Consider the following 19,551-nt stretch of genomic DNA (forward strand, 5'->3'; position numbering starts at 1 on the left):
GTGGCGCGCTAGCTGATGCTGTAGCCCCGGCTGTGCCAGAACGAGGTCGGGTTCGGGTTGTCCAGAGTCGGGTCGCCGACGCTCTTGGCGGCGTGGGTCTGCCGCCCGAGGCGCATCTCGACGTGGGTGTGCGCGGCCGAGCTGGACGACACCCCGCGCCACGCCTCGTCCGCGATGGTCTGGCCGCGGCTGATCGACTGGCCCACCGCCAGCGAGGACCGCGGGGCGGAGTGCAGGTAGATCACGGTCTTGTTCAGCGAGGAGTTGTAGATGGAGATCGTGGAGAGCCCCCCGCTGCCGTTGGCGCCGCGCGCGATGTAGATGACCTTGCCGCTCACGAGGGCGTGCACGTCCGAGCCGATGCCGCGGGCGATGTCGATGCCCTCGTGCCGGCCGGGGGTGGAGGTGTAGCCGTCGAAGCCGCAGGTGATCCGGCCGCCGCTCGCCTTGTACAGCCCCGTCGTCATCTTCGTGCGCGACGGCGGCGAGAACTGGTGCGAGGCGTTCTGGTTCTTCAGGCTGGAGTTCAGGTTGCCCTTGGCGCCGGCCTTGAAGTCCTGGTACGTGCCGCCGTAGTTGCTGTTGAAGTAGACCCGGACGGTCTTGCTGCTGCGGTTCCAGACTGAGGCGGCCTCGTTCTTGATGCACTTGCCCTTGCCGTTGCCGGCGCCCTTGAAGTCGTAGCAGGACGGCTGCGTGGTGCCGTAGTCGGCGACCGATCCGGTGAAGTCGGAGATCGATCCCGCGTTGTTGCTGTTGTAGTAGTAGCAGAACTCGCCGCTGTTGCAGACGCCGTCGCGGCTCGCGGCCGAGGCGGGCGACGCGAGGGCGGCCGCTGCGCCGCCGAGTGCGACGGCCGCGGTCGTCGCGGTGAGGATCTTGTTGAGCGTGCTCATACTTCTCTCCTTCTGTTCGCGAATCCTGGGGCTGGGAGCGGGAGGTCAGCGGCGCTGGTACTCCTCCCAGGTGCGGATGGTCACCTTGGGGCCGTCGTCCGGACTACGGTTGGCGAGCCCGTTAAGGCCGAGGTAGTAGTCGCCCGTCTGGTGCTGGGCCTGGCTGGAGAGGTCGGTGTCGCTGATGGCGGCGGCGTGGATGTGCCACGGCCAGTCGCCCTGGCCGGGGCTGCGCACCCAGGCCGCGAAGCCGACCCGGCGCAGCGCGCGGGCGACCGCGGTGCGAGTGGCGGAGGTCATCCCCTTGACCGAGATGTCGACGACTCCGCCGCCGTCATGGGTGCCCGCGGACGTGGGGTCGCCGCCGGGGTTGTAGGACCCCTGGTCGAGCACGAGGTCGCGGCCGAGCAGCCGCTCCGCCTCGGCCAGCATGTCCCGGGTGCGGGTGTTGATGACGGCGCCGCCGGTGGACACGCGGGCACCCGGGCCGATGGCGTGCGTGACCGTGAAGCGCCCGGTTCCCAGCTTGGTGAGGGACGTCTTGCCCGGCAGGCCGCTGGCGTCGAGGCCGGTGTAGCCGAGCGACTTCTGGTATTTCGCATAGGCGGCGACCGTCGTGGTGCCGAAGTAGCCGTCCACCCATTGGGCGTCCAGCAGGTTCCGGTCGCGGAGCGCCCGCTCGACGAGGAGCACACTGGCCTTGGCGCCCGGGGTCAGCGTGTCGTCGGCCCGCCGCGGGTCGATCTGGGCCGCCTTCACGGTGGCTTCCATGTTCACGCTCGGAAGGGCCTTGGCATCGGCCGCCTGTGCCGGCGCCTCGGACGCTCCGGTCAGGGAAGTGAGCAAGGCGGCCCCCAGGAGGGCGGCGGCATAGGACGGCAGCTTCATGTGATCTCCTGAATGCGGGCGATGGGAGCGAAGCCCGCGGCGGAGACCACCGTCACCGATGGCTCATGCTGTCCTCAAGAAGATCCGTGTTGTCAGCCTGTCCGCCGGACACATCCGTACAGCCGGACACGCGATCTGACACGCTCAGGGGGCCTATTGCGTCAGGTCGCGTTCGAGGGCTTCGGCGGCCGTGCGCAGCGTGGCGACCAGTGCGGGCAGTCGTTCCTTCTCGTAGCGCGCGCTCGGCATCGACAGCGAGAGGCCGGCCACGGCCTCGCCGTCCGGTGCGTGGACGCGGACGCCGACCGCGACGACGCCGCGCTCGGAGCGGCCCTCGTTGACCGCGAAACCGTTGCGGCGCACCCGCGCGAGATCCGCGCGCAGGACGTCGGGGTCCGGCCGGAGGTCGGGGCGCTCGGTGTAGCGGTCGGCTGCGTACAGGGCGTCCAGCTGGTCGGGCGGCAGTTCGGCGAGGAGCAGCAGGCCGGCGGTGGTGCGGTGGGCGGGGAACACCATCCCCTCGCGGGAGCCGACGCGGAGGGCCTGCCGTGACTCGACGCTGGCGATGAAGCGCACCGTGTCGCCGGTGCGGACGATGAGGTTGGCGGACTCGCCGAGCAGCTCGGCCAGCCTGTGCAGGTGCGGCAGCGCGGCGGCCCGCAGCCCGGCCGCGGTGGACTGGGAGTGGGCGGCCAGCTCCAGCACGGGCCCGACGCGGTAGGTGCGGTCGGTGTCGCGGAGCGCGAAGTCCCGGTAGACGAGCATGGCGAGCAGCCGGTGCGCGGTCGAGTTGGCGACGCCGAGCCGCCGCGCGACCTCGGTGACGGTGAGCGGGCCCTCCAGTTGCAGCATCGTCGCGATGCGCAGCGCGTTGTCGACGCTCGCGATGGCGTACGGCGGCGGTGCTTTGAGCGGCTTGTCCACTCCTGGCTCGATTCTGGAGAACAGAATTTCCTGTTCTTCACAGCGTACAGGCAGCACGATGGGCCGTATGACCAGCACTCCTGCCGAAACCCTCGCGGGCTCTCCGGTGCGGCTGCGGGCTGTCGACGCGCCCGGCCAGCCGGACGTGACGCCGGAGCTCGAAGACCTCTACCGCGGCTTCGAGGCCGAGCTGCTCGTGCCGCTGTGGACCGAGATCGGCGACCTGATGCCCGCCCATCCGCGCTCGCGCGCCGTCCCGCACCTGTGGAGGTGGGACAGCCTGGTCGCTCTCGCCGAGCGGGCGGGACGGATCGTCCCGGTCGGCCGCGGGGGCGAGCGCCGGGCGATCGCGCTGGCCAACCCGGGGCTGGGCGGCCGCCCGTTCGCGTCCCCGACGCTGTGGGCGGCGATCCAGTACCTCATGCCCGGCGAGGACGCGCCCGAGCACCGCCACACCCAGCACGCCTTCCGCTTCGTCGTCGAGGGCTCCGGCGTGTGGACGGTCGTCGGGGGCGACCCGGTGCCGATGAACCGGGGCGACTTCCTCCCGCAGGCCGGCTGGAACTGGCACGCGCACCACAACGCCGCCGACCGGCCGATGGCCTGGATCGACGGGCTCGACATCCCGTTCCAGTACCTCAACGAGACGCAGTTCTTCGAGTTCGGACGCGACGAGCTGCCCGAGGCCGAGCGAACCACGCCCGGACGCTCCCGCTCCGAGCGGCTCTGGGGCCACCCCGGGCTGCGCCCGGTCGGCGTCGGCCACGCCGCGCCGGGCTCGCCGCTGCTCTCCTACAAGTGGGAGTACACCGACCGTGCGCTGGCCGACCAGCTCGCGCTGGAGAAGGAGGGGCACGCCGCCACGGTGGAGCCCGGCCACGCCGCCGTCCGGTACAGCAACCCCGTCGACGGCACCGACGTGCTCCCGACCGTGCGCGCCGAGTTCCACCGCGTCGCGCGGGGCGCCGAGACGGCCCCGGTCCGCGAGACCGGGTCGAGCGTCTACCAGGTCTTCGACGGCGCCGGGACGGTGACGGCCGGCGACAGGACCTGGTCGGTGACGCGCGGCGACCTGTTCGTCGTCCCGTCGTGGGAGCCGTTCTCGGTGCGGTCCGAGGCCGGATCGTCCGACTCCGACTCCGGCGCCCTGGACCTGTTCCGCTTCTGCGACGCGCCCGTCTTCGAGGCACTCAAGCTCAACCGATCCGCCAAGGACATCTGATGAAGCTCTCCACCATCCGCACCGCCGGCGGGACGCGCGCCGTCCGGCTCGACGGCGGCCGGCTCGTCGACCTCGGGTTCGCCGACCTGGGCGCCCTGCTGGCCGACCCCGACTGGCGGGCCAAGGCGGCGGACGCCTCCGGCACCGCCTACGACGCCGAGGGCGCCGACTTCGCCCCCGTCGTGCCCAGCCCGTCCAAGGTGATCTGCGTCGGCCACAACTACACCGACCACATCAAGGAGATGGGGCGGGACCTGCCGTCCTACCCGACGCTGTTCCCGAAGTTCGCCGACAGCCTGCTCGGCGCCAACGACGACATCGTCAAGCCCGCCGAGACCGACGCGCTCGACTGGGAGGTGGAACTCGCCGTCGTCATCGGCCGGGAGGTCCGCCGCGCCGACGACGCCCAGGCCGAGGCGGCGATCGCCGGCTTCACCGTCATGAACGACGTCTCCGTCCGCGACTGGCAGTTCCGCACCATCGAGTGGACGCAGGGCAAGATCTGGGACTCCTCGACGCCCGTCGGCCCCTACCTGGTGACCCCCGACGAGGTCGGCGGCGTCCGCCCGGCCCTGCGGGTGAAGACCGTCGTGGACGGCCGGGAGATGCAGTCCGACGACACCGGCACGCTGCTGTTCGACCCCGTCTTCCTGGTCAAGTACGTCTCGACGATCATCACGCTGCGCCCCGGCGACCTGATCGCCACCGGCACCCCCGCCGGAGTGGGCCACGCCCGCGACCCGAAGATCTACCTGACCGGCGGCGAGACGGTCGTGACCGAGATCGACGGCCTCGGCGCCTGCACGAACCGCGTCGTCACCGGCACCGCCGAGGACGGCTGATGGCGCGCACGTTCGCCGACGCCCTCGGCTGGACGCGCGAGGGCACCAAGCTGTTCCTCGACGCCGCCGGCGGCCTGACCGAGGCCGGGTACGAGGCCCCGAGCCTGCTGCCCGGCTGGACCCGCGGGCATCTGGTCGCCCACGTCGCGGCGAACGCCGAAGCGCTCGGCAACCTGGTGCACTGGGCGGCCACCGGCGAGGAGACGCCCATGTACGCGTCGCCCGGCGAGCGGGCGGCCGGGATCGAGCGCGGCCCCCGGATGAGCGCCGCGGAGCTGACCGACTGGGTGAACCGCTCCGCCGCGACGCTGCGGACGTCCATGGACGAGCTGACCGAAGGGCAGTGGCGGGCCGAGGTGGTCACGGCGCAGGGCCGCACCGTGCCCGCCACCGAGATCCCCTGGTTGCGGTCGCGGGAAGTCCTCGTCCACGCCGTCGACCTGGGCCGCGGGGTCTCCTTCGCCGACCTGCCGGGCGGTTTCCTGCAAGCCCTCGTCACCGACATCGCCGCCAAGCGGAAGCTGGACGCCGCGTCGCTGCCGGCCGGGCCGCCGCCCGAGGTGGCCGCCTGGCTGGCCGGGCGCCCGCACGCCCTCACCGACGTCCCGCCTCTCGGCCCCTGGCTCTGAGGCGTCCGGGAAGGAGAACACCCCATGACCAACCCTGATGTGATCGTCGTCGGCGGCGGGATCGGCGGGCTGGGCGCCGCGTACGCGCTCGCCCGCCAGGGCCTCGCGGTCCGGCTGCTGGAGAAGTCCGCCGAGTTCGGCGAGGTCGGCGCCGGCATCCAGCTGGCCCCCAACTGCACGCGCATCCTCGACGGTTACGGCCTGCTGGACGAGGCGAAGAGCCTCGGCGTCGTCCCGGATGCGATGGTCATGCGCGACGCCGTCGACGGGTCGGAGCTGACCCGCCTCGACCTGCGCCACCTGGGGCGGCGCTACGGCTTCCCGTACCTGGTCATCCACCGCAGCGACCTGCACGCCATGCTGCTGCGCGCCTGCGAGCGCGCCGGGGTCGACCTGGTGACGTCGCGGCGGGCGGTCGCCTACGAGAACACGCCCGGCGGCGCCCGCGTGACGCTCGCCGACGGCCGCACCGAGGAGGCGCGCGTCGTCATCGCGGCCGACGGGCTGCACTCGGTGGCGCGCGAGCTGATGTCGGACGACCGGCCGGTCTCCTCGGCGTACGTCGCGTACCGCGGCACCGTGCCGACGTCGAGCGGCCGCGCGGCGGACATCGACCTCAGCGAGGTCGTGGTGTACATCGGCCCCCGCTGCCATTTCGTCCACTACGGGCTGCGCGGCGGCGAGCTGCTCAACCAGGTCGCCGTCTTCGAGTCGCCCAAGGCGCGTGCCGGCGAGGAGGACTGGGGCACGCCCGACGAGCTGGACGCGGCGTTCGAGCGGTCCTGCGACTTCGTCCGCGAGGGCCTGCCGCACATGTGGCGCGACAAGTGGTGGCGGATGTACGACCGCGACCCCATCATGACCTGGGTGGACGGGAGCATCGCGCTGCTCGGCGACTCCGCCCACCCGCCGCTGCAGTACATCGCCCAGGGCGCGATCATGGCGCTGGAGGACGGCTGGGTGCTCGGCGAGCACGTCGCCCGGCGGCGCGCCGGGGACGGGTCGGTGGACTGGTCCGCCGTCCTCGCGGCCTACCAGGCGGTGCGGCCCGAGCACTGCCGCCGCGTCCTCACCACGTCCCGCGCCTGGGGCGGGCTGTGGCATCTCGACGGGCCGGCGCGGGAGCAGCGCAACGTCCTGCTGCGGGAGCGCGACACCTACGACTACTCGTTCGTGGATTGGCTCTACGGCCCGACGGCACTGGACCCCTCCGACGAGCCCCCGATGTTCACCCCGATCCCCCTGTCCCACGCACCCGAGCCGACCCTTCGTTGAGTTGCGGCATGTTGTTGTTATCCGGCCCGCCAAAACACCAACATGCCGCAGGTCAACGGTCAGGCGGCCTTGAGGGGGACGGGGAGCCGGTCGCGCAGCTCGTCGATCGTGATGCCGAAGGTCTCGCGGACCGTCGCGCCGTCCGGGCCCACGTCGATGACGGCGACGTCGGTGTAGACGCGGCTGACGCAGCCGACGCCGGTCAGCGGGTAGGTGCATTCGGGTACCAGCTTGGACCCGCCCTTCTTGTCGAAGAGCGTCATCATCACGAAGACCTGCTTGGCGCCGATGGCCAGGTCCATCGCGCCTCCGACGGCCGGGATGGCGCCGGGGGCGCCGGTGCTCCAGTTGGCGAGGTCCCCGGTCGCGGAGACCTGGAACGCGCCAAGCACGCACACGTCGAGATGGCCGCCGCGCATCATGGCGAAGGAGTCCGCGTGGTGGAAGTACGACGCCCCGGGCAGCTCGGTCACCGGCACCTTGCCGGCGTTGGTGAGGTCGGGGTCGATCTGCTCGCCGACCGCGGCGGGACCCATGTTGAGCATGCCGTTCTCGGTGTGCAGCACGATGCCCGAGCCGTCCGGGAGGTGGTCGGCGACCTTGGTCGGCCGGCCGATGCCGAGGTTGACGCAGGAGCCGGCCGGAATGTCGCGGGCGACGATCGCGGCGAGTTCGTCCGGGGTCAAGGACATGTCAGCGCGCTCCTTGGACGGTGTAGTGCCGTGCCTCGACCCGCACCACGCGGTCGACGTAGATGCCGGGCGTGACGACCGTCTCCGGGTCGAGGTCGCCGGCGGCGACGATCCCGCCCACCTGCACGATCGTGGTGGTCGCCGCCGCCGCCATGACGGGGCCGAAGTTGCGGGCGGTCTTGCGGTACACGAGGTTGCCCATCGTGTCGGCGCGATGGGCGCTGATCAGCGCCACGTCGCCCTTGATCGGGTACTCCAGAAGGTACTCGCGCCCGTCGATGGTCCGGGTCTCCTTGCCCTCCGCCAGGGGAGTGCCCACGGCGGTCGGGCAGTAGAACGCGCCGATGCCCGCGCCGGCCGCGCGCATCCGCTCGGCGAGGTTGCCCTGCGGGACGACCTCCAGCTCGATCCTCCCGGCCCGGTAGAGCTCGTCGAAGACGTAGGAGTCGCTCTGCCGGGGGAAGGAGCAGATCACCTTCCGCACGCGCCCCGCCTTCAGCAGCGCGGCCAGCCCGACGTCCCCGTTCCCGGCGTTGTTGGACACGATGGTGAGGTCCTTCGCGCCCTGCCGGATCAGCCCGTCGATGAGGTCGAACGGCATTCCGGCGAAGCCGAAGCCGCCGACCAGGACGGTGCTGCCGTCCCCGACGCCCCGGACGGCCGCGTCGGCGGTTTCCAGGATCTCCGTGCGGCTCACGCCGCCGCCCCCGTGCTCGGCGAGCCGGTGTTCTCCAGGACGACGGCCAGGCCCTGCCCGACCCCGATACAGATCGCGGCGACGCCCCAGCGTTCGCCGCGCACGCGCAGCACCTTCGCGAGCGTGCCGAGCACGCGGGCGCCGCTGGCCCCCAGCGGGTGGCCGACCGCTATCGCGCCGCCCTTGGTGTTGACGATCTCCGGGTCGATCCCCCAGGCGTCGACGCAGACCAGTGACTGGACGGCGAAGGCCTCGTTGAGTTCGACCGCGCCGACCTGGCCCCAGCCGATCCCGGCCCGTGCGAGGGCGCGGTTGGCCGCCTCGACCGGGGCGTAGCCGAAGTCCTGCGGGTCGAGCGCGAACGCGCCCCGTCCGGCGATGCGGGCGAGCGGGTCGAGGCCGATCCGGTCGGCGGCGGCCTCCGAGCCCAGCAGCAGAGCGGAGGCGCCGTCGCTCAGCGGCGACGCGTTGCCGGCGGTGATGGTGCCGTCCGGGCGGAAGCTCGGCTTGAGCCCCGACAGCTTCTCCAGCGAGGTGTCGGCACGGATGCCTTCGTCGCGCTTCAGCTCACCGGCCGGGACGACCAGGTCGTCGTAGAAGCCCTCGTCCCAGGCGGCCGCCGCCAGCCGGTGGGAGCGCAGCGCGAACGCGTCCTGGCGCTCGCGGCCGACGCCGTACCTCTCCTGGAGCATCTCGTTGGCCTCGCCGAGCGAGACCGTCCACTCCTTCGGCATGCGCGGGTTCACCAGCCGCCAGCCGAGCGTGGTCGAGACCGCGGCGAGGTCGCCGGCGGGGAAGCCCCTGGCCGGCTTCGGCAGCACCCACGGCGCCCGGGTCATCGACTCGACACCGCCGGCCAGGACCACGTCCGCGTCGCCCGTCTCGATCGTCCGGGAGCCGATCATCGCCGCGTCGAGGCTGGACCCGCACAGCCGGTTGACGGTCGTGCCCGGCACGCTCGTCGGCAGGCCGGCGAGCAGCGCGGCCATCCTGCCGACGTTGCGGTTCTCCTCACCCGCACCGTTCGCGTTGCCCCAGACGACCTCGGCGATCGCGGCCCGGTCCAGCCGGGGCGCCCGGTCCAGCAACGCGGTGATCACACCGGCCGCGAGGTCGTCGGGCCGGACGCCGGACAACGCGCCGTTGAACCGTCCGAACGGCGTCCGGACGGCGGAGTACAGATAGGAGCTCATGACTCCGAGGCTAGGTGGCGTCCCTTGATACAGTGAAGTATCAATATTCGCTCTCATTAAGACGCCAAGCATATGGATCTCCGCCACCTGCGGTACTTCGTCGCCGTCGCCGAGGAACTCCACTTCGGACGCGCCGCCGAGCGGCTCACCATGGCGCAGCCGCCGCTGTCGCAGGCGATCCGCCGGCTGGAGAGCGAACTCGGCGTGGAACTGCTCCACCGGAGCACGCGCCGGGTCGACCTCACCGACGCGGGCCGCGGCTACCTGGCGCGGGCCCGGAAGATCCTCGGCGAGGTGGACGAGGCGGCGCACGAGGCCCGCCGGGTCGCGGCCGGCGCGGTCGGCCATCTCGCGATCGGCTGCGTGGGCTCGGCGACCTACAGCCTGCTGCCCGCGATCTCCCGCGGCCTCTCCCTGGAACTGCCCGGCGTCGACTTCTCCTTCCGCGGCGAGATGCTGGCGCCCGACCAGGCCACCGCGCTGCGGACCGGCGAGATCGACCTGGCGCTGCTGCGGCCGCCGGCCGCCGATCCGTTCCTCACCGTCCTGCCGCTTCGCCGGGACCGGCTCGTCGTCGCCGTCCCCGCCGACCACCCCCTGGCCGCCCTGCCGCAGGTGGAGGTGGCCGACCTGCCGGGCGCCGACCTCATCGTGCATTCCGCGGACCGCCGCTCGGTGATGTACGACGTCGTGCTCGGGCTCTTCCGCGACGCCGGCGTCGAGCCCCGCATCCGCCACGAGGTCGGCGAGACGTCCACGCTGATCACCCTCGTCGCGGGCGGGCTCGGCGTGGCCGTCGTCCCGGAGCCGGTGACGGCCCTGGCGCTCGAAGGCGTCGCCTACCGGCCGCTGGCGGGTCCGGCCGCGGACGTCGAGCTCGCGATCGCCCACCGGACCGACCGCACCGAGCCGCACCTGGCCAGAGCCGTCTCGGTCATCCGGAAGATCGTCTGACCGGTTCCCCGTGGTCATGCACCGGGTTCATGCCCCGGCATGAAGAACATGCGTTTGTGCGATATGGATTCGGAGGCTTCACTGGGGCACCGACGACCGACCCGAGGTGAACCGATGACCGACTCAGCCCCTCCCGTCTCCGATCTCGACCTGTTCGACGACGAGGTGCTCGTCGACCCGTACCCGCCCTTCGCGGCGCTGCGCGACCTCGGCGGCGTCGTCCGCCTCCCGGCGAACGACGCCTACGCGCTCACGAGGTACGACGTGATCCGCGCCGCCCTGGGCGACTGGGAGACCTTCTCCTCCGCCGGTGCCATCGGCTTCAACCCGATGGTCAACGAGGCGCTGACCGGCACGTCCCTCTCCTCGGACCCGCCGGTGCACACCCGGTTGCGCGCCGCCCTGACCGCGAACCTGTCGCCGCGGGCGCTCCGCGGGCTCAAGGGCGGCATCGACGCCAAGGCCGACGCGCTCGTCGGGAAGCTGGTCGCCGAGGGCTCGTTCGAGGCCATCGACGCGCTGGCCCGCGCCTTCCCGCTGGAGATCGTCGCGGACCTCATCGGGTTCACCGGCCACGTCCGCGACAACATGCTGCGCTGGGGCCAGGCGGCGATGCAGGTCCTCGGGCCGATGAACCAGCGCACGGCGGAGTGCTTCCCGATCGCCGGCGAGCTGTACGAGTGGTGTTCGAACGTCACCGCCGGCGACCTGGCGCCCGGCTCGGTCGGACGCGGCGTCTTCGAGGCCGAGGCCCGCGGCGAGATCCCGCCCGGCACGTCCGGCCACATCATCCACCAGTACCTCGGCGCCGGCGTCGACAGCACGATCGCCTCCCTCGGGAACATCGTCGCGCTCTTCGCCGCGCACCCCGAGCAGCTCGCGCTGGTGCGGGAGAACCCGTCGCTGGTGCCGGCCGCCTTCAACGAGGTGCTCCGCTACTGGGGCCCGGTCCACACCTTCGGGCGCCTCGCGACCCGGGACGTGGAGATCGACGGCGTCCTGATCCCGGAGGGGGCGAAGGTCGCGATCCTGTTCAACTCCGGCAACCGCGACCCGCGCCACTACGAGAACGCCGACGAGTTCCTGGTCGAGCGCAACCCGATCGACCACCTGTCGTTCGGCTACGGCCCGCACGGCTGCGCCGGCCAGGGCCTGGCCCGGCTGGAGGCCCACGCGGTCGTCGAGGCCCTGGCGCGCCGCGTCGAGCGGCTCGTCGTCGGCGCCGAGGTCCGGGTGCCGAGCAACACCATCCGGAGCATCGAAGAGCTCCCCGTCCTGGAGGTGATCCCCGCATGAAGATCATTCTCGACCGTCCGCGCTGCGAGGGGCACGGCCTGTGCGAGGAGGCCGCGCCGGAGCTGGTGCACCTCGACGACGACGGCGAGCTCGTCATCGACCGCGAGGAGATCGGCGACGCCGATCTACCGTCGGCCAAGGCCGCCGTCCGGGCCTGCCCGGTCGCGGCCCTGCGTCTCGAATGAGCGCGTCTCGGGTGAGCGCGTCTGGATTGAGCGCGTCTGGAGTGAGCCGGGCGATCGAGCGGGTCGTCGTCGTCGGCAACGGCATCGCCGGCCTCACCGCCGCGGACTCGCTGCGGGACGCCGGATTCGACGGGGAGCTGACCATCGTCGGGGACGAGCCGCACGCGGCCTACAGCCGTCCGGCCCTGTCGAAGGCCCTCCTGCTCGACGGCGCCGACACGGCGTCCCACCGGCTTCCGCCGACCACGCACGGGGCGAAGGAACTCCTCGGGGTCCGGGCTTGCGGGCTCGACGTGGAACGCCGGCTCGTCGATCTCGACGACGGCTCCGCGCTGCCGTACGACCGGCTCGTGATCGCCACCGGCTCCCGGGCGCGGCGGCTGTCCGGCCTGCCCGGGGAGATCACCGTGCGCGGGCTCGACGACGCGCTGGCCCTGCGCGGCCGGCTCGCCGGACGCCCGCCGGTCGTGGTGGTCGGCGGCGGCCCGCTCGGGATGGAGATCGCCTCGGCGTGCCTGGCGGCGGGCTGCCCCGTCACGCTCGTCTCCCAAGGCGTCCCGCTGATCGCGCAGCTCGGGCCGTATCTGGCGGGCGTCTTCGGCAGGGCCGCGCTGGACCGCGGGCTCACCATCGTGGAGACCGATGCCGCGCGTCTTGAGCGGCACGGGGGAGAGACACGGGTCGTCCTGGACGACGGCGCCGTTCTGGAGGCCGAGCTGGTGATCTCCGCCGTCGGCGACGTCCCCAACACGGAGTGGCTCGCGGGCTCGGGCCTGGTGCGGCGGGGTGCGCTGGAGGTCGACTCGCGCGGGCTCGTGCGCCCTGACATCGCGGCGGCCGGCGATCTCGCGGCGTTCCCGACGCCGTACGGTGTGCGGCGCATCCCGCTGTGGAGCAGCGCGATCGAGCAGGCGAAGGTCGCCGGGGCCGCCCTCGTACGGGGGGACGAGACGCCGCCGCTCCAGTTCGAGCCGTACTTCTGGACGGAGCAGTTCGGGCTCAGCCTCAAGGCCGTGGGGTACCTCCCGGTGGACGGCGAGCCGGAGTACGCCGAGGGCGAGCCCGGCGGGCCGGCCCTGATGCGCTGGTCCCGCGAGGACGGCTCCGGGGCGGCCGCGGCGCTGAACCGGCGGATCCCGATCCCCCGGCTGCGCCGCCTGAGCAGGGCGGCCGCCTAGAGGCCGCGTAAAGTTCGTCGCGATGAGCGACGAGGACACGGGCACCACGGGCTCCGGGCTGGACCGGCTGGCGTCGGTCAACCTCAACCTGCTCGTGCCGCTCCTCGCCATGCTGGAGGAGCGCTCGGTGACCAGGGCCGCCGAACGCGTCGGCCTCTCCCAGTCCGCGATGAGCCACGCCCTCGGGCGCATGCGGCGCCTTTTCGGCGACGACCTCCTCGTCCGGCAGGGGAACGCGGTCACGCTGACCCCGCGCGCGATGGAGCTGGTCGCGCCGCTGCGGGCGACGCTCCAGCAGGCCGCGGACGTGGTCAGCTTCCCCGGCTTCGATCCCGCGACGGACCGCCGCGTCATCACCGTCGCGATGACCACCAGCACGGCGTTCGTCCTCGGCGGGAGGCTCGGGCGGCTCGTGGCGCGGCAGGCTCCGAACGCGACGCTCCGCCTGCGCACGATCACCGTGCCGACCGAGTCGACCTTCACCGAGCACGGCGTCGATGTCGTGCTGATCTCCGAGGGGTTCGCGTCGCCGTATCCGCGGGAGCGCCTGTACGACGACCGCATCGTGGTGGCGGCCTCACCGGACACGCCGCCGGAGGCGAGCGCGCTCGACCTGCTGACCACGCAGCCGCACATCGTGGTGGACACCGAGCGGCGGGTCTTCCCGTACTCCGTGCTCGACGAGAAGGGCGTCCCCTACCGCGTCGGCCAGCTGATCTCCGACTTCCTGCTCGTCCCGTACCTGGTCGGACGCGCCGGCGGGGTGGGGCTCCTGCGGCACCGTGTCGCCGCGGAGATGCGGACGCTCGTCGGGCTGCGGATCGAGGAGTTCCCGTTCCCGCTGCCCGGGCTGGGCATCGACATGGTGTGGAACCCGCACCTGGGCGACCACCACTTCATCGCCTGGCTGCGCCAGCTGCTCTTCGACGCGGCGCGGCCCTGAAAGGGCTCGGTCAGCGGCGCCCGATGGTGCCGAACCAGCTCTCGGCGAGGACGTCCAGCATCGCGTCGCGCTCCACGCCCCAGCGCCCGCCGGTCCAGTGGCGCGCGACATGGTCGAGTTCCGTGATCGCGATGACGCTGCGGAAGCGCCGGGTGCCGGCGGGGAACCGGCCGGCGCGGTCGAGGCCGTCCTCGATGTCGCTCATGGCCTCGTTCAGCCACGTGTCGAGGAGCGCGCGGATCTCGGGATCGCCGGCCGCGGCCTCGAAGGCGGTCGTGGTGTAGGGGCGGATCGTGTCCCAGCGCTCGGAGGTCGCCGCGAGCCATGCGCGGATCCGCTCCAGCGAGCCGTCCTCGACCACGGCGACCAGCTCGCGCTCGGTCGAGCCGTGCTCGGCGGAGGGGACGCGGTCGAGCGCCGCGTTGAGCCGCTCGGAGATGAGGGCCTTCATCAGGTCGACCTTCGAGGGGAAGTACGCGTAGAAGGTCACCCGCGTCGTCCCCGCCGCCGACGCGATGTCGTCGACCTTCGTCGCCGTGTAGCCCTTCGACACGAACAAGTCCAGGCCGGCGTCCAGCAGGAGCTTGCGCGTCATCTCCTTCTGCGCCTCACGAAGCGTCGCCATGCCCGCCAGCGTAGAGCACCGCGGCCACCCTCCGTACGCGGTGCGTGTTGCGGATACGTGCTGCTCAGATACTTGACGTGCTGTTAAGTGATATGACACGTTGAACGTTCAATAGGTGATCGGGCTCACATCGGGTGGCCGATCCAGTGCGGCCGGCTCCGGCCGCACTGCCACGGACGAGGAAGAATCCGCAATGACCCAGACCGCTGCGCGCAAGCAGGGCTACACCGCCACGGTGGTCGCCGGCTGCTTCGCCGTACTCCTCGCGCAGGTGGCGTACTCGCTGCCCGGCGCGCTCAACGGCACCTTCCAGCAGGAGTTCCAGACCAACGGCGCCGAACTGACCTGGATCACGGCCGCCTTCGCGATTCCCATGGTCGTCTTCGAGCTGACCACCGGTGTCATCGGCGACCTGTTCGGCCGCAAGCGCCTGCTGCAGGCGGGCGCGCTGCTGACCGTCGCCGGCTCGGCCGTCTGCTACACCGCCGGCACGGTCGAGCTCCTCTGGGTCGGTCAGGTCGTCGCCGGCCTCGGCGCGGCGATCCTGTACCCGATCTCGCTCGCCATGCTCGCCGCGGTGAGCCCGTCGCCGGAGTCCCGCTCCAGGGCCATCGCCCTGTGGGCCGGGTTCCTGTCGGCCGGTGCCGCGATCTCGCCGCTGATGGGCGGGTGGCTCGCGCAGCACGGCGACTGGCGGACGTCCTACCTCGTCGTGATCGCGGTCTCCGTCGTCTCGATCGCCATCACCCAGCTCGCCGCCGACTCGGCGGCGCCGGAGGGCCGCAAGCTCGACGTGCCCGGCCAGGTCACCCTGGCCCTCGGCCTGATCGCCGTCCTGTACGCGGCCACCCAGGGCTCGGAGGCGGGCTTCGCGCGCCCGGAGATCATCGGAGCCCTGATGGCGAGCGCCGTGCTCCTCGGCGCCTTCGTCGTCATCGAGCTGCGGACCGACGTCCCGCTGCTGCACCTCGGCATCTTCGCCAACCGCGCCTACGCGGTCGTCGCGATCGCGACGGTCATCGGCATGTTCGCCTTCCTGGCCACCTGCTTCTCGGTCAGCATCTGGCTCGGCGCCGTCCAGCACCAGAGCGCCCTCAAGATCGGCCTGCTGTTCCTGGCCATCCAGGGGCCCGCCTTCGTGCTGGTGCCGGTCGTCTCGCACGTGATCCGGAACTTCTCGCCGCGCTGGGTGCTCACCGCCGGCTTCGGCCTCATCGCCGTCAGCGGCATCTGGTGCTCGACGTTCGACGTCCACGACATGAGCTGGACGCGGTTCATCCCGCCGATGCTCGCGCTCGGCGTCGGCTTCGCGCTGACCGTCGGCTCGATCACGGCCGTCGCGATCAACACGGTCCCGCTGCGGCTGGCCGGCATGGCGAGCGCCACCACCAACCTGCTGCGCGACTTCGGCTTCGCCCTCGGGCCGGTGCTCATCGCCGCGTTCGCGGTCAGCCGCGCGAACGGCGCCATGGCGGACGGCGTGGGCGGCGCCATCGGCGAGTCCGGCCTGACGCCGCCGTACACCCAGATCGCCGGCGGCGTGGCGGACCAGGGCGGCGCGATGGCGATCAACTCCATGCCGGTGGTGCCCGGCGCGGGCCCGGACATGCCGCCGGTCCCGATGCCGGAGAGCCTGCGCCTGCTGGCGTTCGAGTCCCTCGGCAACGCCTACGGCCTCGCGTTCCTGGTCGCCGGACTCTGCGCGGCCGCCGCCGCGGTGCTGACCCTGGCGGGGCTCTTCGGGTCGAAGCGCGCCGACATCGAGGAGTTCCCGGCCGACGAGGAGCTCGTCGCCACCGGGTGACCCGCGAGGCGCACGGAGGTTCCCGCCGCGCCGAGCGGCGGGAACCTCGGCCGTGCCTCAGCGTCTTACATACCAGATATTTACTTAACGTCCTGTAAGCTAACCTGACACGCTTTACATCGGAGGGCATCGACGTGATCCACTGCGCCGGCGACGAGAGGAAGTGCCAGTGACAGGCGTGCGGACTGCCGGGGGCAGCGGCGTCAGCACCGTCCTCGGCCCCGTTCCCGCCCGCGAGCTGGGGGTCGTCGCCGTCCACGAGTCCCTGCTGTCGGTGGTCCCGGGGGCGGAGCACGCGTTCGACGTGACCATCGACCGCGCCGAGGTCTTCGAGACGCTCGCGGCGAAACTGGCGGACTTCCGCGCACACGGCGGCGGGACGATCGTCGACGCCACCGGCATGTTCCACGGCCGCGACGTGCGGCTGTACGAGGCGCTCTCGCGGTCGACCGGCGTGCACATCGTCGCGTCCACCGGCATGGGCCCGGAGGAGATGCTCGGCGGCTACTTCCTGACCCCGCAGACCAACCCGCCGACGCCGTGGCCGGCGGACAAGTTCGCCGCCCTCTTCACCGCGGAGGTCACCGAGGGAATGGTGGTGCCCCGGCTGGAGCGGCGAGGCGCCGCCGGCCTGGTGGTCACCGCCGCGACGCGTGAAGGCATGACGGCGACCGACGAGAGCCTGTTCCGCGGCGCGGCCCGGACCGCTCTGGCCACGGGGACCCCGGTCTCCCTCCGCTACGGGAACGACGCCGTGCACGACCTTGAGATCGTCCTGGACGAGAAGCTGCCGGCCGGCCGCGTCGCCGTCGGCGGGCTCGACCGCGAGGACGCGGTGGCCGCCGGTGCCGCTGCCGAGATCGCCCGCCGCGGCGCCTACGTCGCCCTCGACAGCGTCGGCGTGGAGGGCGGCGCCCACGTCACCGACGGCGAGCGCGCCGCCCTGGTACTCGACCTCGTCGAGGCCGGTCACGCGGACCGGATCCTGCTGTCGAGCAGCGCGACCGGGGTGGCCAAGGGCGGGCCGGGCAACGACGTGCCCTACAGCCACGTCCTCTCGACGTTCGTCCCCCTTCTCAAGGCGCGCGGCCTCGGCGGCGAGGACGTCCAGCGCATCCTCGCCGGCAACCCGCGCGACCTGCTGTCGGTGCGCTGACCGCCCGGCCGCGCCGATCTCGATCTTTCTGGAGGGATGTGTCGTGACGAGAGTGAACACCGTCCTGGGGGCGATCCCAGCGGAGGAGCTGGGGATCGTGGCCGTCCACGAGCACATCGGGTACGGCATGCCCGGCTCCGAACTGGACGCCAAGTGGTGGAAGACGCCCGAGCAGCGGTACGAGGAGACCGTCCCGAAGCTGCGCGCATTCCACGAGTACAGCCGGGAGTACGGCGGCGGGACGTTCGTCGACGTGACCGGCATCTGCAACGGCCGTGACGTCGACTACTACAAGTCGCTGTCGGCGAAGACCGGCGTCCACATCGTCGCCTGCACCGGCTTCGTCGGCGGCGACACCGCGCTGCCCTTCTTCGCCCGCGCGAGCGTCGACTACCTGACCCGGCAGTTCGTCCACGAGATCACCGTCGGCATCGGCGGCACGGGCAGCCGCGCCGGCGTCATCAAGGTCGGGGTCAGCCGCGGCGGGCGCATGACGGAACTGGACAAGCGCATCTACCGCGCCGCGGCCCGCGCCGCCCTCACCACGGGCGTGCCGATCCTGACGCACCTCGCCATCGACGCCGAGAACGCGATCGCGATCTTCAACGAGGAGGGCCTCCCGCTCGACCGCGTCCTGTTCGGGCACGCCGACGACGGGGTGAACGCCGAGAGGACGCGCGACACCTGGATCGCCGAGCAGGGCGGACGGGTCGGGTTCGACACCTTCGGCTACGAGACCGAACTGGAGGACCCGCCGTTCTGGGCCCGTCCGCGCAAGGAGCGCCTGGACCACTTCCTCCGCTTCATCGGCCAGGGCCACCTGGGCAGGGTGCTCGCCTCGGCCGACGCCAACTGCAGCCCGCTGGGCTGGCCCGGCGTGAAGGGCCACACCGTCAACTACATCTTCGAGGACCTCATCCCGGACCTGCGTGAGGCCGGCCTCGACGAGGCCGCCATCCGGACGATCCTGATCGACAACCCCGCTCAGTTCCTGGCGATCCAGGAAGAAAGAGAATCATGAAGGCTTCAGCTCTCCAGGACCTGAACATCGCCGTCGTCGGCGCGGGCTACGGCGGCGCCGCCACGGCCAAGGCGCTGAGCCTGCTGGGCGCCACCGTCGACGTCTACGAGCAGGCGACCCGGATCCGCGAGGTCGGCGCCGGCATCGGCCTGCGGCCGTCCACCATGGACCGGTTCCGGCAGTGGGGCGTCTTCGACGCGATCGCGAAGGTGAGCTCGCCGAGCGACTACTTCGAGATCCTCACCGCCACCGGCGACCCGATCATGAAGGAGGCGTGGCCGGAGATCGACACCTTCGGCGAGACGACCCATCTGATCCACCGCGGGGACTTCATCGAGGCCCTCATGAGCGTCCTGCCCGAGGGCATGGTGCATCTCGGCCACAAGCTGGAGAGTATCGAGGACGAGGGCGACAGGGCGACGCTGACCTTCGCCAACGGCGCCTCGGTCACCGCCGACCTGGTGGTCGGCGCCGATGGCATCAAGTCGGTCGTGCGCGAGCAGCTGTTCAGCGACAGGCCGCCGGTGTTCTCCGGCGAGCACGCCTACCGCGCGGTGATCTCCAAGGACGACGCCCAGGGGCTGGCCGTCGACGACAACCTCCGGATGTACATCGGGCGGGGCACCAAGGTCTACTTCCTCCCGCTGCGCCACCGCGACCAGGTCTCGTTCGACATCACCGCGCTCTGCCCGGACGGCACCTGGGCCCCGGACATCACCGGCGACGACCTGCTCAAATGCGTCGAGGGCTTCGACGAGCGGATCGTGGACATCACTTGCGGCCTCGACCTCGCCACCGTCAACTGCCGCGCGGTCTACGACATCGACCCCGTCGACACCTGGCACTCCGACTCCGTCGTCCTCGTCGGCGACGCGGCCCACTCGATGCTGCACCACCAGGGGCAGGGCGCGAACTCGGCGATCCTGGACGCCGGCGCCCTCGCCGACTCCCTCAAGGAGGCCGGCTCCGTCAAGGAGGCGCTGGCGCACTACCAGGCCGTCCGCAAGCCGGTGACCGACGAGCTGCAGCGGATCTCCCGCCAGGGCTGGACGGAGGACGAGATCAACGACGTCTTCCCGGGCCAGAAGCCCGCGTCCCAGCAGGCCGCGTCCCAGCAGCGGGAGGGCTGAC

General features: G+C 71.9%; 20 protein-coding genes. 13 read left to right on the forward strand and 7 right to left on the reverse strand.

What is annotated here, in order from left to right; all coding sequences use genetic code 11:
* Nucleotides 1–8: 8 nt before the first annotated feature.
* From AL2_RS14470 to AL2_RS14480, 3 genes are all read right to left on the reverse strand, one after another.
* Entirely contained in the window at nucleotides 9–896 is an 888-nt protein-coding gene (locus AL2_RS14470) for a peptidase inhibitor family I36 protein (RefSeq protein ID WP_067634047.1), read from the reverse strand.
* A 45-nt stretch (nucleotides 897–941) separates the two neighbouring features.
* Nucleotides 942–1,784 (reverse strand): peptidoglycan-binding domain-containing protein, encoded by an 843-nt coding sequence (locus AL2_RS14475; protein WP_067634049.1) that lies wholly within the window; start codon nucleotides 1,782–1,784, stop codon nucleotides 942–944.
* A 153-nt stretch (nucleotides 1,785–1,937) separates the two neighbouring features.
* On the reverse strand, nucleotides 1,938–2,708 hold the full coding sequence (locus AL2_RS14480) for an IclR family transcriptional regulator (protein ID WP_067634050.1): 771 nt from the start codon (nucleotides 2,706–2,708) through the stop codon (nucleotides 1,938–1,940).
* 67 nt (nucleotides 2,709–2,775) lie between these two features.
* On the opposite strand from AL2_RS14480, the gene AL2_RS14485 reads away from it, so the two are divergent.
* Genes AL2_RS14485 through AL2_RS14500 form a run of 4 tightly spaced genes read left to right on the forward strand, consistent with a single transcriptional unit; the run spans nucleotide 2,776 to nucleotide 6,676 of the window.
* Nucleotides 2,776–3,930, forward strand: a complete 1,155-nt coding sequence (locus AL2_RS14485) for a cupin domain-containing protein (RefSeq protein ID WP_067634052.1) — start codon at nucleotides 2,776–2,778, stop codon at nucleotides 3,928–3,930.
* Nucleotides 3,930–4,772: a fumarylacetoacetate hydrolase family protein gene (locus tag AL2_RS14490; RefSeq protein ID WP_067634053.1), complete on the forward strand. Its 843-nt coding sequence runs from the start codon at nucleotides 3,930–3,932 to the stop codon at nucleotides 4,770–4,772. Before AL2_RS14485 ends, AL2_RS14490 begins: the two co-directional genes overlap by 1 nt.
* Nucleotides 4,772–5,401, forward strand: a complete 630-nt coding sequence (locus tag AL2_RS14495) for a maleylpyruvate isomerase family mycothiol-dependent enzyme (protein ID WP_067634055.1) — start codon at nucleotides 4,772–4,774, stop codon at nucleotides 5,399–5,401. Before AL2_RS14490 ends, AL2_RS14495 begins: the two co-directional genes overlap by 1 nt.
* A gap of 24 nt (nucleotides 5,402–5,425) precedes the next feature.
* Nucleotides 5,426–6,676, forward strand: coding sequence for an FAD-dependent oxidoreductase (locus tag AL2_RS14500; protein ID WP_174550848.1), 1,251 nt, complete (start codon nucleotides 5,426–5,428; stop codon nucleotides 6,674–6,676).
* A gap of 59 nt (nucleotides 6,677–6,735) precedes the next feature.
* Here AL2_RS14500 and AL2_RS14505 read toward each other — a convergent pair whose 3' ends face one another.
* The 3 genes from AL2_RS14505 to AL2_RS14515 are packed head-to-tail and all read right to left on the reverse strand — an operon-like array spanning nucleotide 6,736 to nucleotide 9,258.
* Nucleotides 6,736–7,368: a 3-oxoacid CoA-transferase subunit B gene (locus tag AL2_RS14505; RefSeq protein WP_067634059.1), complete on the reverse strand. Its 633-nt coding sequence runs from the start codon at nucleotides 7,366–7,368 to the stop codon at nucleotides 6,736–6,738.
* Nucleotide 7,369: 1 nt separating this feature from the next.
* Complete coding sequence (locus AL2_RS14510) at nucleotides 7,370–8,065, reverse strand: 3-oxoacid CoA-transferase subunit A (protein WP_067634060.1); 696 nt, start codon at nucleotides 8,063–8,065, stop codon at nucleotides 7,370–7,372.
* Complete coding sequence (locus AL2_RS14515; protein ID WP_067634062.1) at nucleotides 8,062–9,258, reverse strand: thiolase family protein; 1,197 nt, start codon at nucleotides 9,256–9,258, stop codon at nucleotides 8,062–8,064. The genes AL2_RS14510 and AL2_RS14515 overlap by 4 nt, the downstream gene beginning before the upstream one ends.
* Before the next feature lie 72 nt (nucleotides 9,259–9,330).
* On the opposite strand from AL2_RS14515, the gene AL2_RS14520 reads away from it, so the two are divergent.
* The 5 genes from AL2_RS14520 (at nucleotide 9,331) to AL2_RS14540 (ending at nucleotide 13,814) form a co-directional block, all read left to right on the forward strand.
* Entirely contained in the window at nucleotides 9,331–10,212 is an 882-nt protein-coding gene (locus tag AL2_RS14520; protein ID WP_067634064.1) for a LysR substrate-binding domain-containing protein, read from the forward strand.
* 114 nt (nucleotides 10,213–10,326) lie between these two features.
* Complete coding sequence (locus tag AL2_RS14525) at nucleotides 10,327–11,508, forward strand: cytochrome P450 (protein WP_067634065.1); 1,182 nt, start codon at nucleotides 10,327–10,329, stop codon at nucleotides 11,506–11,508.
* On the forward strand, nucleotides 11,505–11,693 hold the full coding sequence (locus AL2_RS14530) for a ferredoxin (protein ID WP_067634067.1): 189 nt from the start codon (nucleotides 11,505–11,507) through the stop codon (nucleotides 11,691–11,693). The genes AL2_RS14525 and AL2_RS14530 overlap by 4 nt, the downstream gene beginning before the upstream one ends.
* A 41-nt stretch (nucleotides 11,694–11,734) precedes the next feature.
* Nucleotides 11,735–12,871 carry an NAD(P)/FAD-dependent oxidoreductase gene (locus tag AL2_RS14535; protein ID WP_218003656.1) on the forward strand — a complete coding sequence of 379 codons (1,137 nt, stop codon included), beginning with the start codon at nucleotides 11,735–11,737 and terminating at the stop codon, nucleotides 12,869–12,871.
* A gap of 22 nt (nucleotides 12,872–12,893) precedes the next feature.
* Nucleotides 12,894–13,814, forward strand: a complete 921-nt coding sequence (locus AL2_RS14540; RefSeq protein WP_067634070.1) for a LysR family transcriptional regulator — start codon at nucleotides 12,894–12,896, stop codon at nucleotides 13,812–13,814.
* A gap of 10 nt (nucleotides 13,815–13,824) precedes the next feature.
* On the opposite strand, the gene AL2_RS14545 is transcribed toward AL2_RS14540, so the two are convergent.
* Entirely contained in the window at nucleotides 13,825–14,439 is a 615-nt protein-coding gene (locus AL2_RS14545; protein ID WP_067634072.1) for a TetR/AcrR family transcriptional regulator, read from the reverse strand.
* Nucleotides 14,440–14,632: 193 nt separating this feature from the next.
* Between AL2_RS14545 and AL2_RS14550 the strand changes: the two genes are divergently transcribed.
* From AL2_RS14550 to AL2_RS14565, 4 genes are all read left to right on the forward strand, one after another.
* The gene (locus AL2_RS14550) at nucleotides 14,633–16,243 is read left to right on the forward strand and encodes an MFS transporter (protein ID WP_067634074.1); all 1,611 of its coding nucleotides are present in this window, start codon (nucleotides 14,633–14,635) and stop codon (nucleotides 16,241–16,243) included.
* A gap of 178 nt (nucleotides 16,244–16,421) precedes the next feature.
* Nucleotides 16,422–17,399 (forward strand): phosphotriesterase family protein, encoded by a 978-nt coding sequence (locus tag AL2_RS14555; protein ID WP_218003657.1) that lies wholly within the window; start codon nucleotides 16,422–16,424, stop codon nucleotides 17,397–17,399.
* Between the two features lie 43 nt (nucleotides 17,400–17,442).
* Nucleotides 17,443–18,420 (forward strand): phosphotriesterase family protein, encoded by a 978-nt coding sequence (locus tag AL2_RS14560; RefSeq protein WP_067634077.1) that lies wholly within the window; start codon nucleotides 17,443–17,445, stop codon nucleotides 18,418–18,420.
* On the forward strand, nucleotides 18,417–19,550 hold the full coding sequence (locus AL2_RS14565; protein ID WP_067634079.1) for an FAD-dependent monooxygenase: 1,134 nt from the start codon (nucleotides 18,417–18,419) through the stop codon (nucleotides 19,548–19,550). Before AL2_RS14560 ends, AL2_RS14565 begins: the two co-directional genes overlap by 4 nt.
* Nucleotide 19,551: the final 1 nt, after the last annotated feature.

This window comes from Actinomadura latina NBRC 106108, assembly GCF_001552195.1.
In the GTDB taxonomy this organism is placed as follows: Bacteria; Actinomycetota; Actinomycetes; order Streptosporangiales; family Streptosporangiaceae; genus Spirillospora; species Spirillospora latina.

Excerpts from the sequence above, each read along its gene's own strand:
- AL2_RS14505 (WP_067634059.1), bottom strand. The coding sequence starts at position 7,368 with ATGTCCTTGACCCCGGACGAACTCGCCGCGATCGTCGCCCGCGACATT.
- AL2_RS14550 (WP_067634074.1), top strand. The coding sequence starts at position 14,633 with ATGACCCAGACCGCTGCGCGCAAGCAGGGCTACACCGCCACGGTGGTC.
- AL2_RS14515 (WP_067634062.1), bottom strand. The coding sequence starts at position 9,258 with ATGAGCTCCTATCTGTACTCCGCCGTCCGGACGCCGTTCGGACGGTTC.
- AL2_RS14520 (WP_067634064.1), top strand. The coding sequence starts at position 9,331 with ATGGATCTCCGCCACCTGCGGTACTTCGTCGCCGTCGCCGAGGAACTC.
- AL2_RS14470 (WP_067634047.1), bottom strand. The coding sequence starts at position 896 with ATGAGCACGCTCAACAAGATCCTCACCGCGACGACCGCGGCCGTCGCA.
- AL2_RS14495 (WP_067634055.1), top strand. The coding sequence starts at position 4,772 with ATGGCGCGCACGTTCGCCGACGCCCTCGGCTGGACGCGCGAGGGCACC.
- AL2_RS14530 (WP_067634067.1), top strand. The coding sequence starts at position 11,505 with ATGAAGATCATTCTCGACCGTCCGCGCTGCGAGGGGCACGGCCTGTGC.
- AL2_RS14525 (WP_067634065.1), top strand. The coding sequence starts at position 10,327 with ATGACCGACTCAGCCCCTCCCGTCTCCGATCTCGACCTGTTCGACGAC.
- AL2_RS14485 (WP_067634052.1), top strand. The coding sequence starts at position 2,776 with ATGACCAGCACTCCTGCCGAAACCCTCGCGGGCTCTCCGGTGCGGCTG.
- AL2_RS14565 (WP_067634079.1), top strand. The coding sequence starts at position 18,417 with ATGAAGGCTTCAGCTCTCCAGGACCTGAACATCGCCGTCGTCGGCGCG.
- AL2_RS14540 (WP_067634070.1), top strand. The coding sequence starts at position 12,894 with ATGAGCGACGAGGACACGGGCACCACGGGCTCCGGGCTGGACCGGCTG.
- AL2_RS14475 (WP_067634049.1), bottom strand. The coding sequence starts at position 1,784 with ATGAAGCTGCCGTCCTATGCCGCCGCCCTCCTGGGGGCCGCCTTGCTC.
- AL2_RS14545 (WP_067634072.1), bottom strand. The coding sequence starts at position 14,439 with ATGGCGACGCTTCGTGAGGCGCAGAAGGAGATGACGCGCAAGCTCCTG.
- AL2_RS14500 (WP_174550848.1), top strand. The coding sequence starts at position 5,426 with ATGACCAACCCTGATGTGATCGTCGTCGGCGGCGGGATCGGCGGGCTG.
- AL2_RS14490 (WP_067634053.1), top strand. The coding sequence starts at position 3,930 with ATGAAGCTCTCCACCATCCGCACCGCCGGCGGGACGCGCGCCGTCCGG.